Below are 12,823 nucleotides of genomic sequence, written 5' to 3' on the forward strand. Positions count from 1 at the left end.
CGGGGTACGGCTCAGCGCAGCCGGGTGATCGCCACCTCGACGCCCTGGCCGGTGTTCGCCGGCCCGGCGTAGACCCCCTTCAGCGGCGGCACGTCGCCGTACTCCCGGCCCCGGCCGACCACGACGTGCCGCTCGCCGACCGGGATCCCGTTGGTCGGGTCGAACGCCGTCCACCGGCCGGCCCACCACTCCACCCAGGCGTGGCTCTGCCCGACCACCCGGTCCCCGATCGCCGCGTCCCGGCTGGGGTGCAGGTAGCCGGAGACGTACCGGGCCGGCACGCCCACCACCCGCAGCAGGCCGACCACCAGGTGGCTGATGTCCTGGCAGACACCTTTGCGTTGCCGCCAGGCGTGCACGGCGTCGGTCTGCACCCCGGTCGAACCGGTGGCGTACTCGACCTCGGAGCGCACCCGCTCGCAGATCGCCAGCGCCACCGCGTGCGGGGTGGTCTGGTCGGCGCGCACCGACTCGGCCAGCCCGGTCAGTTCGTCGTCGAGCGCGGTGCGCGGCGTCGGCAGCAGGAACTCGTGCCACTGGTCGACGCGGTCCGGGCGGGCCAGCTCGTCCCAGTCGGCGCCGGCCCGCTCGTCGAGCAGGTCACCCGGGGGCAGGGTCTCCACGACCGAGGTCGCGGTCACCTCCAACGTCTCGTGTGGACTGTGTACGTCGAAGGCGGTGACCACCGTCCCCCAGTAGTCCTCGTACCGGTAGGTCCGCGCCGGCGGGAACACCTCGACCCGCGCCTCCAGCACCGCCTGACGGGCCTCGTTACGCGGCGACATCCGGGCCTCGTTGTACGACGACCCGACCTTGCCGGCGTAGCTGAAGCCGGTCCGGTGCTCCACCTTGAGCCGCCACGAATCCACGCTCACGCCACCACTCCCTCGCCCGGTGGGCCGCCGCTGCCGACGCCCGTCACGCCACCGCCTCCGGGAGCCAGAGCACCGCCGAGGTCTGCCGGAAGTAGCGCCGGGACACCGCGTCGTTGAGGTGCGAACAGGTCCGTTCCAGGCTGTCCAGCACCGTACCCAGGTCGGCGAGCAGCTCGTCGGCACCCCGGAACTCCAGGTTGGTGCGGGCCCGCCCGAGGATCCGCTGCGCGTCGGTCATCACCCCGGCCCGACCGGCCACCCCCGGTCCCGACCCCGACCCCGCAGCCGGCTCCAGCTCCGCCAGACAGGACCCGGCGGCGGTCAACGCGGCGAACACCGACCGGGGGAACAGCCGGTCCAGCAGCAGGAACTCGGCGGCGTACCGGTCGTCGAGCGAACCCCGGTAGGTGCGCAGGAACGTCTCCCATGCGCCGCACGAACGCAGCAGCGTCAACCAGGACGGAATGCTGCCGCCGGCCCGTACGTGCGTGGACAGCAGCCGGGCGGTCATGTCGACCCGTTCGATGCTGCGCCCGAGCACCAGGAACAGCCAGCCCTCGTCGCGGCTCATCGTCGCGTCGGTGAGCCCGGCCATCAGGGCGCACCGCTCCCGTACCCAGCGGAAGAAGGCGTGCACCCCCTGCTGCTCGACCCGGCGGCGGGCGTCCGGCAGCCCGTGCCAGGTGGCGTTGAGGCACTCCCACATCTCCGACGAGATGGTCTCCCGGGCACCCCGGGCGTTCTCCCGCGCGGCGGCCAGCGAGCCCACCACCGAACTGGCGTTGCGCTCGTCGAGCCCGAGCAGGCCGACCACCCGCGAGGAGGAGCACGGCTGGTCGTCGACGTCGACCCCCATCACCCCGAGCAGCGACCGGCACGCGGTCTCCTCGGCCACCCACGGGTCGGAGATGATCCGGTGCAGGTGCACGTCGAGGATCCGGGCGGTGTCCTCGGCCCGTTCGACGTACCGGCCGATCCAGTAGAGCGACTCGGCGATCCGGCTCAGCATCGACCCTCCTCCTCGCGTACCCGCTGCTCCTGCTGTTGCTGTTGCTGTTGCTGGGCGGAGGTCGCGGCGGCGCCCGGCCCCGCATCCGGGGTCGGCGCCGCCGGGACCGGATCGACCCCGCCGAGGGTCAGGTCGGCCAGCACCGGGGCGTCGTCCGGGTGCGGCGTCGCGGTCGGCGACGCCAGGATCCAGGTGTCCTTGGAGCCACCGCCCTGGCTGGAGTTGACCACCAGCGCACCTTCCGGCAACGCCACCCGGGTCAGGCCGCCGGGCAGCACCCAGACCCGTTCGCCGTCGTTGACCGCGAACGGCCGCAGGTCGACGTGCCGGGCCCGCAACCGGTTGCCGATCAGGGTCGGCACCATCGACAGGGCCACCTCCCGCTGGGCGATCCAGCCGCGCGGGTCGAACACGATCTGCTCCCGTACCCGGGCCAGCTCCTCGTCGCTGGCCTGCGAACCGATCACGATGCCGGAGCCGCCGGAGCCGTCGACCGGTTTGAGCACCAGCTGGTCGAGCCGGTCGAGGACGTGGGCGAGCACGTCCGGGCCGTCGTCGAGGCGGTACGTCTCGACGTTGGGCAGGATCGGCTCCTCGCCGAGGTAGTAGCGGATCAGCTCCGGCACGTACGTGTAGAGCAGCTTGTCGTCGGCGACGCCGTTGCCGACCGCGTTGGCGATGGTGACCCGGCCGGCGCGGGCGGCGTTGAGCAGCCCGGCGACGCCGAGCACCGAGTCTGCCCGGAAATGCACCGGGTCGAGGAAGTCGTCGTCGATGCGCCGGTAGATCACGTCGACCCGGTGCTCACCGCCGGTGGTGCGCATCGCGACCTCGTTGCCGACGCAGACCAGGTCCCGTCCTTCGACCAGCTCGACCCCCATCTCCCGGGCCAGCAGCGCGTGCTCGAAGTAGGCCGAGTTGTGCACCCCGGGGGTGAGCACGACGACCGTCGGGTCGGCGACCCCGACCGGCGCGGCGGCCCGCAACGCCCGCAGCAGTTGCGCCGGGTAGGACTCCACCGGCTGGATCCGGGTCGAGGCGAAGACCTCCGGCAGTACGTGGGCCATCGCCCGCCGGTTCTCCATCACGTAACTGACCCCGGAGGGCACCCGTACGTTGTCCTCCAGGACCCGGAAGGTGCCCTGCTCGTCGCGGATCAGATCGACCCCGGCGACGTGGATGCGGACCCCGTTGTGCGGCACGATGCCGGCCGCCTCCCGGTGGAAGTGCGCACTGGTCACCACCAACCGGCGGGGCACGATGCCGTCGACGAGGACCCGGGCCGGGCCGTAGATGTCGGCCAGGAACGCCTCCAACGCGCGTACCCGCTGGGCGACCCCGGCCGAGACGGTCCGCCACTGGTCGGCGGCGATGATCCGGGGCACGATGTCCAGCGGGAACGGCCGCTCGACGCCCTTGAGCGCGAAGGTGATGCCCTGATCGAGGAAGGCGCGGGCGAGCACGTCGGCGCGCACCCCCAGCTCGGCGCTGGACAGCGGCTGCAGGGTGGCGTGCAACGCCTCGTAGGTGTCCCGGGGCATGCCGGGCTCGCCGAACATCTCGTCCCAGCCGGGGCCGAGGTGGTAGTCCTCGAACAGATCGGCCATCGGCCAGCCCCGCCCTTCCTCCGGCGACCGCGGTCACCCCGTGTCTGGGCCCTGCACCATCCCATCACGATGTGCGCCAGCCTGCATCTTCACGTTCTCGCACGGTACGCCGGACTCGTTGCGTACGGGTAACACGACCGGCTGGGCCAGCGGTGGCACCGCCGCTAGGGAACCACCGGGCCTCGCGGGCCGCCGGGGTCGGTGCGGTCACTGGCCCGGCGCCATGCCGCGTCGTACCGGACATGACCCACAGAATCAGGACACGGTGGCGGCACCGGATGAATCGGTGATCGCTGCCGGCACGGCGGCGGTGGCGGCGGGCGCGTTGCTGTTCGTGACCCTGCCCCCCGCCGACGCGCAGACCAACGAAAGATCTGCCGGCAGTCCCGACCCCGCAGCGGCCGGACCGTACGCCGTCGCGTCCCTGGACTACACCCTGGGTGACGCCGCCTTCCGGGTCCCCGGCTACCTGGTGGAGCCGCCGTGGGACTGGGACGGCGACTGGGAGAATCCCGACCTTCCCGAAGCCGAGATCGAACTGACCGGCAACGTGCACTACCCGACCTCGGCCGACGGGGCGTCGCCGCTGGTGGTGCTCCTGCACGGCTACTGGACGACCTGCGCCGACCGCGAGGCGGCCGACATCGCGGCGGCGCGCGAGGCGGTCCTCGGCTGGGAGGACATCTACGACGACCCCGAGTGGCAGAACGCGATGGGACGGCTGATGCAGTGGCCGTGCGTACCCGGCGTGTCACCGCTGCCCAGCTACCGCGGCTACGACCACCTGGCACAGCGGCTGGCCAGCCACGGCATGGTGGTCGTCTCGATCAGCGCGAACGGCGTCAACGCCGCCTCGATGAACGGGGCGGACAACGCCCGGTCGCTGCTGATCAACAAACATCTGGAAATGTGGAGTGAACTGACCCGGACCGGCGGCGGGGAGCTGGCGGGCCGACTCACCGACCCGCAGACCGGCGCCGCCGCGACGGTCGACTTCACCGGCCGCATCGACCTGAGCCGGGTCGGCACGATGGGGCACTCCCGGGGCGGACGCGCCGTGGCCTGGCACGCCGCCGACGTGCACCGCGACGAGCTGCCGGCCGGCGTACGCATCGCCGGGGTCCTCTCGCTCGCTGCGGCCGGCGCCGGCACGGCGACCAACGAAGGATCCCCCTGGGCACCGATGTACCGGGTGACCTCGGCTCCGCTGGCCGTCTGGATGGGCTGGTGCGACAACTTCCAGGGCGAGGACTACATCGACCTGGCCACCGGCGCCACCTCGAAGCCGATCTACAGCTGGTACGTCGACGGCGCCAACCACAACTTCCTCAACACCCAGTGGTCGCCGTCGAGCGGCCAGGTCACGGCCCACGACGACTTCGAGGAGTTCTACGGCGACCTGCGTCCCGGCCCCGGGCTGTGCTTCAACCCGGAGCGCAAGCGCCCGCCGGGCGGCTGGCCGCAGGACCCGGACGTCGGCGACACGGAGGACGGCGACACGGACGTCGGTGACACGGAGGACGGCGACCCCGCGTACGGCGGCGGCCGGGAAGGTTCAGACCCGGATCAGGGCGACCCGGACGGGGAGCCGACCTGGGACCCGGTCGACGATCCCGACGTACGAGTGGTCCGCCAGCTCACCGAGGAGGAGCAGCGCCAGGTGCATGTCGGCTACGCCACCGCCTTTTTCCGCCACACGCTGCTGGGCGACCACCGCTTCGAAGCCGTGATCAGCGGGGAGCGGCATCCGTACGCCACCATCACCGACGTCGACGCCACTCGAATCGACCCGCAGCGCTGAGCGGTGCGTCGAGGTGAGGCTGGTCCACGTCAAATCGCACTGGTGACGTGGACCAGCCTCACCTCGACGCCGCCGGCCTCCCGGGTCAGCTCTTCCAGTCGTCCCAGCTCGGACGGCTGTCGAAGCCGCCCCGGCTGTCCAAGGTGAGCCGCCCCGCAGTCAGATCCGCCGGCCGTGCCACCACGGCGGAGAGGGCGGTGTCGCACGGCCGAGCATCGGAGGCTCACCGTCGGCTGGCCGAGATCCACCTGGCTGTCGCCCACGCATGCGCGTCCAGAGGACGAACCGCTCGTACAGCACGCCGCCGTCCTCGCCGGTCTCGGCCAGCGCGGTCTGCATCATCGTGGCCAACTCGACGACCATCCGGAGCCGGTCGCCGGCGTACGCGTCGACGAGTGCGGCCCGTGCGGGCGGGCATGGCCACGGTGTGCCGGCCGGGCAGACCGTGCACGTCCAGGACGGCCGCCGTGGCCCACCGAGGCCGTGATGGCGGCGAGCCCAGGCCAGCTGTGGGCAGTCGGCGGTGCCGGCGCATCCGGTGTGGCAGGGTCGGCCGGCGTCGTGGGCGGCGAGGGCCGCGCAGGCGGCATCGTCGAGGTCCCGGCCGGTGACCGGCCCGTCGTCCATCGCGGTCACGTCGCCGACCCGTTCCAGGTCCAGGACACGAAGCGCTCGTACAGTTCGGCAGGATCGGTGACGCCGGCCTCCTCGGCGGCCATGGGGAGCATCTCGCCGATGTCGACCGAGAGCGCGATCGGCTCGCCCGCGTACGCCTCGGCAAGCTGGATCCGGGCCGGTGGGCACGGCCAGGGCGTGTCCACCGGGCAGGCCGCGCACATCCAGGACGGGCGGTGCGGCGTGTGCACCACCCCGGGCCGCACCGTCACCGCAGGTAGTGCCGGCCGGCGTTGCCGCCGCGCCGTTCGGCCCGGTCGGTACGGGTCGCCGGCCGGCCGGTGCCGGGCCGGGCGGGCTGGTCGGCGTACCGGCGGCGGCCCGGCACTGGCCGAACGACGTCGACCGTGCCGGGTCGCAGGAACCACTTCCCGATCATCTGCGCGCTCCTCGAGTCGAAGGAGGCGGCGGCCCGGCGGGCACGGGGGTTCCGCGCCGGACCGCCGCCGATCTACGGCCCGGCCCTGCGGATCCGCGCGCTGGAACCGAAACAGGACCGGGCCATGACGGGCTGTTCGAGCCCATCGCGCTTTGCGTACGCAAAGCATGGACCGAGTGTGATCCTGTCCACGCCTAGACTTGGCGGCATGGCGGGCTACCGGGAGATCGCCGATGCGCTGCGGTCGGCGATCGAGCAGGGCGAGCTCGCGCCTGGCGCGAAAGTGCCCACCGAACACGAGCTCGCCGAGACCTACCGGGTGAGTCGTGAGACAGTCCGACGAGCGTTGGCCGATCTCCGAGCCGCCGGGGTGATCGAGTCGGCGCGAGCCGCCGGGACCCGCGTGGCGGCCGCACCGGTGCGGCTCGCGCTGACCCGGTACGCGGCAGTGGCCGATCCGGACCGCGCCCGGTCAAGCCTCGGCCCGTGGGAGACAGCGTGCGCCGATCAGGGCGTGACCGGCACCGTCGAAACCGTGTCGGTGGAGCACCTGCCCGCGCCCGCGCACATAGCCGCTCACCTCGACCTGCCGCCTGGCACAACGGTGGTACGTCGGCAACGTCATCATCTTGCCGACGGTCATGTGGCCCAACTGCAGGAGGCTTGGCTACCTGCAGCACTGGTCGCCGGCACCCCGCTGGCGGGCCGGGGCAAGGTGGTCGGCGGCGTCTACGCCGCGCTGACTGCAGCCGGCGTCCACCTGGGCACCGCATCGGAGGAACTGTCGGCACGGCCGGTCACCGCCACGGAGCGGGAAACGCTGAACATGGCGACGGTCGGCTGGGTACTCGAGGTCTGGCGAACGACCCGGGACATCAACGGCCGACCGGTGGAGTCGCTGCACGTGGTGTCGGACGCGCGCCGGGTGCGGTACGTCTACGACGACCTGCCCCTCCGATCGGCGCGTGCCGATGATCGACCCGGATCAGGCGGGGACGCCGGCAGCGACTGATTCCAGTGGTGCCGGAGGGTCAGCGCCCCTGGCAAGCTCAGCGCGGCCAGTAGCGTGGGGGGTCCCGGCGTGGATCGATGATCTCGTAGCGCTTCCTGGTCGGATCGATGCCCGTGATGTGGACGAGCCGTTGCCCGTCCGCGTTGCTCAGGACGTCGATCACGCCCGGCATGGCGGCCACGAGGCTTCCGACGGCCACGGCGAGTCCATGGAGGCCAGCGTGTCGTTGTTTGTAGGAGATCCGGTGGAGGCCTGACCTTTTGACCTCGCGGCACTCGTCAGGGTCGGCCATCTGGGCGGCGTCGTTGGTGACGATCGCGTCGTACCCTGCTTTACGCGCGTCGCGGTAGACCATGTCGTCGGGCTTACCGGACCACTTGATCAGATGAACATGGTCGACGTCGTGACCTCGCAGGACGTGCTTGAGCACGTCGACGACCTGACGAGGGACATCTTCGTCAAGAAGTATTTGCATTATGCCGATTTCCGCCTGGAGGTCCGTTCTACGTAGTCGGCGAACGAGACGGCATCGCGGGCTGCGGCTGCGGTCACGCCAGGATAGAAGTCCTTGACCTCCTGGGGCGGTACGCCGTCCCGAACAAGGCCTGCAACCAGCTCATAGCCGACGCGGGTTCCAGCGATGACCGGATGGCCGCCGCGAACTGTCGGCTTCACGGAGATCATCTGGCGAGGTCGGGTCAAGTTGGGGACCTCCATGTCTCCGAGCGGGAAGGACTGGAGCACGTCGCCGAGCTTGATGACAGTCAGCTGCTGGCCAGGTTTCTCGACCAGGTCGATCGCCCCTTCGCCGTCCTCTTGAACGAGCGCGACACTTCGTCGACCCTGCTCGACAAGCTTGTATCGGGAGAGGTGATCGACCTCAACGATCTCGCGGAGATTGTTCAGTGCCCGCCGGATGGTCTGCAGCGGCCGCTTCTCTCTCAGCAGGACGAATGCGCGCAGGGCGATGATGTCGCGAAACGAATACAGGATGGGCCGCTCGGCCGAGATCTCGGGGACCAGTATCTGGTCCTGCCCTCGACGCCAATAGGACAGCTGCCCGACGGTGGCACCGGACAGCGCAGAAGCCATGCGCGGTTCGTACGCCATGGCCATCAGACTGTCACACCGCCCTGGGCACGTGCGTACCCAGACACTCGTATTCGTATTTTTTGTCGGATATATTCGGTTTCACGCACCCTTGACTTCTGGATCCAGGCACGGCCTCTGCGGCTTCAGCGCTCCCGTCCACCTCCCTGGGCTGAACTCTGGCTCAGGTCGGCCTCCCGGTGAGTGGACAGGGACAAATTCCTGAAACACCGGGCGGCGCCCGGCGCAGCGGACTGGCCGGTCCGCCAGCCTCGGGCAAGATCGATGTGAGCGCCTTGGTCGTCATCCGGCGAGTTTGACGACCAAGGCGCTCACATTGATCTTGGGCCAAGGGTGCGCGCGTCGGTCGAGGGCCCAGGCGAGGGCTCAGACGAGGGCTCAGACGAGGGCGGGCTGCCGGCACGGGACCTGCCGGCAGCCCGGGCACCGTCCGCGACCACCGGGAACGGGGAGATCCGGGGGTAGCGGCCACCGCCGCGTCAACCGTACGCGGTGGTGGCGGCCTCCTGCCGCCCCGAAAAGTTTCCAGTTAATTACTCTTCGTCATGCCACATCAGCTGACGTGCGGCTTCAGCGATTGATCCGGACAACGAAGGATAAATTGTGATTGTGTGCGCCAACTGACTGACCGTCATGTGGTTCTCGACCGCGACGGTGATCGGCATGATCAACTCGCTGGCCTTCGGCGCCACCACCACCCCGCCGATGATCTGCCCGCTCGCCGGGCGGCAGAACAGCTTGACGAACCCGTCGCGCAGGTCGGCCATCTTGGCCCGGGCGTTGCCGGCCAGCGGCAGCATCACCTGCCGGGCCTGCACCCGTCCGTCGTCGACCTCGTCCTGAGAGACGCCGACGGTGGCCAGCTCCGGATCGGTGAAGACGTTCGCCGCGACTGTACGCAGCCGCAGCGGCACCACCGCCTCGCCGAGCGCGTGCCACATCGCGATCCGCCCCTGCATCGCGGCGACGCTGGCCAGCGGCAGCACCCCGGTGCAGTCGCCGGCGGCGTAGATGCCCGGCACGTTGGTCCGCGACACCCGGTCGACCGGCACGTGGCCGCTGGGCGCGACGGAGACGCCGTACTCGGCGAGCCCCAGATCGGCGGTGTTGGGCACCGAACCGACGGCGATCAGGGCGTGCGAGCCGGTCACCGTACGGCCGTCGGCGAGCCGGACCTCGACGCCGTCACCCGCGCCGCCGTCGCCGGTCCGGGTGACCGCCTCGGCCCGCGAGTTGTTCAGGATCGTCATGCCGCGCGCCCGGAACACCTGCTCGATCGCCATCGCGGCGTCGGCGTCCTCGTGCGGCATCACCCGGTCCCGGCTCGACACCAGGGTGACCGGCACCCCCATCGCCAGGTAGGCGCTGGCGAACTCGGCACCAGTCACGCCGGAGCCGACCACGATCAGGTGCTCGGGCAGCTCCGGCAGGTCGTAGACCTGACGCCAGGTCAGGATCCGTTCGCCGTCGGGCACCGCAGTCGGCAACTGCCGGGGCGTCGCGCCGGTGGCGACCAGTACGGTCGACGCCTCGATTGCGTACTCTGCGTCACCGTCATGCGGGCGGACCAGCACCCGGTGAGTGTGACCGAGCGTGTCCTCGCCAAGTCGGGCGGTACCGGCGACGAACGTCACACCGGCTTTCACGAGTTTGCTGTGCACGTCGGCCGACTGGGCGAGCGCGAGTCGCTTGACCCGGGCGTGCACCGCGGCGGCGTCGACGGTCACGGCGTCGAGCCCTTCGGAGTCGATCCCGAACTCCTCGGTGTCCCGGTAGCCGGTCACCACTTCTGAGCTGGCGATGAAGGTCTTGGACGGGACGCAGTCGGACAGTACGCAGGCCCCGCCGGCGCCGTCGGCCTCGACGACCGTGACCTCGGCGTGCAGTTGGGCCGCGACCAGGGCCGCCTCGTAGCCGGCCGGGCCACCACCGATTATCACTATCCGCTTCAAAACGACTTTCTCCCCAAGTTGGACTTTAGCGGGACGTTCCACCCGCCCGGGACCGTCTCCCGACGGCGCGCCCGACACGCGACACGCTCACTCGTATTCTCCCCCACCCCCTCGCCGGGCTATCGTCATCGCCGTGCGTCATTACGCCGCGTACGGCTCAAACCTCGACCCCGCACGAATGCGTGCTTACTGTCCGCATTCGCCCATGGTGGGTACCGGCTGGCTGGAAGGCTGGCGGCTCACCTTCGCCGGCGAGGGGGTGATCGGCTGGGAGGGGGCGGTCACCACCATCGTGGAGTCGCCCGGCGACCGGGTCTTCGTCGCACTCTACGACGTCCACCCCTGGGACGCCGCGCAGCTCGACGAGGTCGAGGGGGCGCTGTCGGGCACCTACCGGCGGCTGACCGTGCGGGCGGTCACCCTCGACGGCGAGATCACCGCCTGGGTGTATGTCTTCGACGGGTACGAGGGCGGGCTGCCCACCGCCTGGTACCTGTCCGAGATCGCCAACGCGGCGGAGAAGGCCGGTGCCCCGGACGACTACGTGGCGGCGCTGCGCGACCGGCCCACCCGTACCGCCACCGCCTGACCCGTCACTCACCGCGTACCGCTGGCCGCTGAGCGCTGGCTGCTGAGCCGCCACGGCCACCGGCGCGTCCGGCTCAGCGTCGGCGTACGTGTGCCGCCGCGCCGGCGAGCAGCGCGACCAGCTCCCGACGGAGCCCCTGGCCGAGCACCGTGAACGCCTGCCCGGCCAACCGGTTCGTCACCTGGTCGGCCCAGAGCCGGCGACGGACCAGCGGCCCGGTCGGCGGCCACGGCGGGGTCCAGCCGGCGGCCACCGCCCCGCTGGTGCCCTCCGGGCCGGCGAGCACCGCCTCCAACGGCGTCAACCCCGCCACCCGTACGGCGATAAGGTGGGCTCCGGCCCGGTGCTCACCGAGCAGCCGCACCGCGACGGCGGCCCGGGCCCCGGGCGTGGTGTCCGGCAGCGGCATCGCCCGCCAGGCGGCGAACAGTGGCATCCCGGTGGCGTCGGCCGCCCGCACCACCGGCTCGGCCAACTCGACCAGCCGCTCCACGACGGCGAGGCCGCCGAGCTGCTCGGCCCCCCACCGGCAGCACTCGGCCAGGCTCACCGAGGCCGCCTCGACCGGGGTGGTGACCGCGCAGGCGGCCTCCCAGCCGTCGGTGACCGCCTCGGGGGCGATGACGCCGATCGCGGCGGTCACGGTCGCGGCGGAGACCGGCCCGAGCACCCCGGCCCGCCCGGCCACGTGGAACGCCCACCCGCCGAGCCCCAGCTGACGGGAGCGGCGCAGGGTCTGCGGACATTCGCTGTACGCCGCCGTCAGCTCGTGCAGGCTGCGCCGACACGCGCCGGCGGCCTGGTCGGGATTCACCGCGTCGCCGCCCTTCGCCGCGCCGGCCGAGGTCGGCGGTCCCAGCTGCCGGTCCCGGCAACAGTACTGACCGATGTCGACCCTGTCAGCCACCGCAGTGGACAGCTCAACCGTGCTCCGGCAGATCCTCCAACGCGGCGGTCACGTCGCCGACGTACCGTCGGGCGGCGCTGACCGCTCGCTCCGCAGTCTTGCGGGCCACCTTACGCCGAGCAAGCTCCTGTTCGGCATCGGCCCGGCGACGTTCCCATTCGGCCAGTTGGCGGTGTGCCTCGGCGACTGCCTCGGCCGCCTCGTGCTCGGCGGCGGCGGCACGGGCCAGATCGGACTGAGCGGTGCGCTGCCCGGCGGTGGCCTGGTCGAGCTCGGCGGTGAGCCGACGCCGCCGGTCGGCCGACTCCCGCGCGGCCCGGTCGGCAGCGGCCCGGTCCCGCTCCGCCCGGTCGGCGTCGGGCTCGTCGGCCACGATGTCGTCCGGACCGACCAGGCGCAGCCGGGGGCGGGGCACCTCACCGAACCCGGCGTAGTCCACCGCCCGGATCAACCGCCCGGAACGCACCTGAGCCGCGATCTGCTCGTCGGACAGGGCCGCCGACAGGGTGGCCTCGACCTCGGCGAGGGGCAGCTTGCCGGCGGCGGCCGCCGGGTCGGCGTCGGCGGCGAGCGCCCGGGCCTGCGCGACAAGTGACTCGATCACCGCCCGTCGGCGCGTCGACAGCTCCCGCAGCGCCGGCCCGCGCAGTTGCCGTTGCGCCGACCGCAGCTGCCCGGACAGCTCCACCAGCCCGTCGATCAGGTCCGGGCGACGCAGCGCGAGCAGGTTGACCAACCAGGCGGCGACCGTCGGCTTGCGTAGCTGCCCGATCGCACGGGCGGCGGCCGGGTCGCTGCCCCGGGCTGCGGCGACCGCCTCGGTCCGGGCTGCCACGAACCGCCCGGGCGGCAGGGTGTAGAGCCGCCTGGCCACCTCGGCCGGTGCGGCGCCACCGCTCACGTCCCG

Annotated in this window: 14 protein-coding genes; 3 read left to right on the forward strand and 11 right to left on the reverse strand. The window is 71.7% G+C overall.

Annotation, left to right across the window (positions count from 1 at the left end; all coding sequences use genetic code 11):
- Positions 1-11: 11 nt before the first annotated feature.
- The 3 genes from ACN28F_RS10130 to ACN28F_RS10140 are packed head-to-tail and all read right to left on the reverse strand — an operon-like array spanning position 12 to position 3,491.
- Positions 12-875, reverse strand: a complete 864-nt coding sequence (locus ACN28F_RS10130; RefSeq protein ID WP_289207779.1) for a transglutaminase family protein — start codon at positions 873-875, stop codon at positions 12-14.
- Between the two features lie 43 nt (positions 876-918).
- Positions 919-1,884 carry an alpha-E domain-containing protein gene (locus ACN28F_RS10135; RefSeq protein ID WP_289207780.1) on the reverse strand — a complete coding sequence of 322 codons (966 nt, stop codon included), beginning with the start codon at positions 1,882-1,884 and terminating at the stop codon, positions 919-921.
- Positions 1,878-3,491: a circularly permuted type 2 ATP-grasp protein gene (locus ACN28F_RS10140; RefSeq protein WP_421357546.1), complete on the reverse strand. Its 1,614-nt coding sequence runs from the start codon at positions 3,489-3,491 to the stop codon at positions 1,878-1,880. The genes ACN28F_RS10135 and ACN28F_RS10140 overlap by 7 nt, the downstream gene beginning before the upstream one ends.
- 265 nt (positions 3,492-3,756) lie before the next feature.
- On the opposite strand from ACN28F_RS10140, the gene ACN28F_RS10145 reads away from it, so the two are divergent.
- The gene (locus ACN28F_RS10145) at positions 3,757-5,292 is read left to right on the forward strand and encodes a hypothetical protein (RefSeq protein WP_421357547.1); all 1,536 of its coding nucleotides are present in this window, start codon (positions 3,757-3,759) and stop codon (positions 5,290-5,292) included.
- A gap of 159 nt (positions 5,293-5,451) precedes the next feature.
- Here ACN28F_RS10145 and ACN28F_RS10150 read toward each other — a convergent pair whose 3' ends face one another.
- From ACN28F_RS10150 to ACN28F_RS10160, 3 genes are read right to left on the reverse strand one after another with little or no spacing between them, the layout of a single operon-like run.
- The gene (locus ACN28F_RS10150) at positions 5,452-5,928 is read right to left on the reverse strand and encodes a hypothetical protein (protein ID WP_421357548.1); all 477 of its coding nucleotides are present in this window, start codon (positions 5,926-5,928) and stop codon (positions 5,452-5,454) included.
- Positions 5,925-6,179 carry a hypothetical protein gene (locus ACN28F_RS10155; protein ID WP_421357549.1) on the reverse strand — a complete coding sequence of 85 codons (255 nt, stop codon included), beginning with the start codon at positions 6,177-6,179 and terminating at the stop codon, positions 5,925-5,927. The genes ACN28F_RS10150 and ACN28F_RS10155 overlap by 4 nt, the downstream gene beginning before the upstream one ends.
- The gene (locus tag ACN28F_RS10160) at positions 6,176-6,346 is read right to left on the reverse strand and encodes a hypothetical protein (RefSeq protein ID WP_421357550.1); all 171 of its coding nucleotides are present in this window, start codon (positions 6,344-6,346) and stop codon (positions 6,176-6,178) included. The genes ACN28F_RS10155 and ACN28F_RS10160 overlap by 4 nt, the downstream gene beginning before the upstream one ends.
- Before the next feature lie 178 nt (positions 6,347-6,524).
- On the opposite strand from ACN28F_RS10160, the gene ACN28F_RS10165 reads away from it, so the two are divergent.
- Positions 6,525-7,358, forward strand: a complete 834-nt coding sequence (locus ACN28F_RS10165) for a GntR family transcriptional regulator (RefSeq protein WP_289207785.1) — start codon at positions 6,525-6,527, stop codon at positions 7,356-7,358.
- A 37-nt stretch (positions 7,359-7,395) separates the two neighbouring features.
- On the opposite strand, the gene ACN28F_RS10170 is transcribed toward ACN28F_RS10165, so the two are convergent.
- The 3 genes from ACN28F_RS10170 to ACN28F_RS10180 form a co-directional block, all read right to left on the reverse strand.
- A complete protein-coding gene (locus tag ACN28F_RS10170) occupies positions 7,396-7,833 on the reverse strand; it encodes a DUF5615 family PIN-like protein (RefSeq protein WP_289207786.1) in 438 nt (145 codons plus the stop codon).
- Positions 7,833-8,468: a DUF433 domain-containing protein gene (locus ACN28F_RS10175; protein WP_289207787.1), complete on the reverse strand. Its 636-nt coding sequence runs from the start codon at positions 8,466-8,468 to the stop codon at positions 7,833-7,835. The genes ACN28F_RS10170 and ACN28F_RS10175 overlap by 1 nt, the downstream gene beginning before the upstream one ends.
- A 533-nt stretch (positions 8,469-9,001) precedes the next feature.
- Complete coding sequence (locus ACN28F_RS10180) at positions 9,002-10,420, reverse strand: NAD(P)H-quinone dehydrogenase (RefSeq protein WP_289207788.1); 1,419 nt, start codon at positions 10,418-10,420, stop codon at positions 9,002-9,004.
- 133 nt (positions 10,421-10,553) lie between these two features.
- Between ACN28F_RS10180 and ACN28F_RS10185 the strand changes: the two genes are divergently transcribed.
- Positions 10,554-11,009, forward strand: coding sequence for a gamma-glutamylcyclotransferase (locus ACN28F_RS10185; RefSeq protein WP_282225613.1), 456 nt, complete (start codon positions 10,554-10,556; stop codon positions 11,007-11,009).
- A gap of 73 nt (positions 11,010-11,082) precedes the next feature.
- Here ACN28F_RS10185 and ACN28F_RS10190 read toward each other — a convergent pair whose 3' ends face one another.
- Both ACN28F_RS10190 and ACN28F_RS10195 read right to left on the reverse strand, forming a co-directional pair.
- The gene (locus tag ACN28F_RS10190) at positions 11,083-11,823 is read right to left on the reverse strand and encodes an SCO6745 family protein (RefSeq protein WP_289211100.1); all 741 of its coding nucleotides are present in this window, start codon (positions 11,821-11,823) and stop codon (positions 11,083-11,085) included.
- Positions 11,824-11,929: 106 nt separating this feature from the next.
- Positions 11,930-12,817, reverse strand: a complete 888-nt coding sequence (locus tag ACN28F_RS10195; protein WP_421357551.1) for a hypothetical protein — start codon at positions 12,815-12,817, stop codon at positions 11,930-11,932.
- Positions 12,818-12,823: the final 6 nt, after the last annotated feature.

It is taken from the genome of Solwaraspora sp. WMMA2101, from assembly GCF_049179175.1.
Lineage (GTDB): Bacteria > Actinomycetota > Actinomycetes > Mycobacteriales > Micromonosporaceae > Micromonospora_E.

What these genes read in the sequence shown, in the direction of transcription:
- ACN28F_RS10135 (WP_289207780.1), bottom strand. Translation starts at nt 1,884, where the DNA reads ATGCTGAGCCGGATCGCCGAGTCGCTCTACTGGATCGGCCGGTACGTC.
- ACN28F_RS10140 (WP_421357546.1), bottom strand. Translation starts at nt 3,491, where the DNA reads ATGGCCGATCTGTTCGAGGACTACCACCTCGGCCCCGGCTGGGACGAG.
- ACN28F_RS10160 (WP_421357550.1), bottom strand. Translation starts at nt 6,346, where the DNA reads ATGATCGGGAAGTGGTTCCTGCGACCCGGCACGGTCGACGTCGTTCGG.
- ACN28F_RS10170 (WP_289207786.1), bottom strand. Translation starts at nt 7,833, where the DNA reads ATGCAAATACTTCTTGACGAAGATGTCCCTCGTCAGGTCGTCGACGTG.
- ACN28F_RS10175 (WP_289207787.1), bottom strand. Translation starts at nt 8,468, where the DNA reads ATGGCGTACGAACCGCGCATGGCTTCTGCGCTGTCCGGTGCCACCGTC.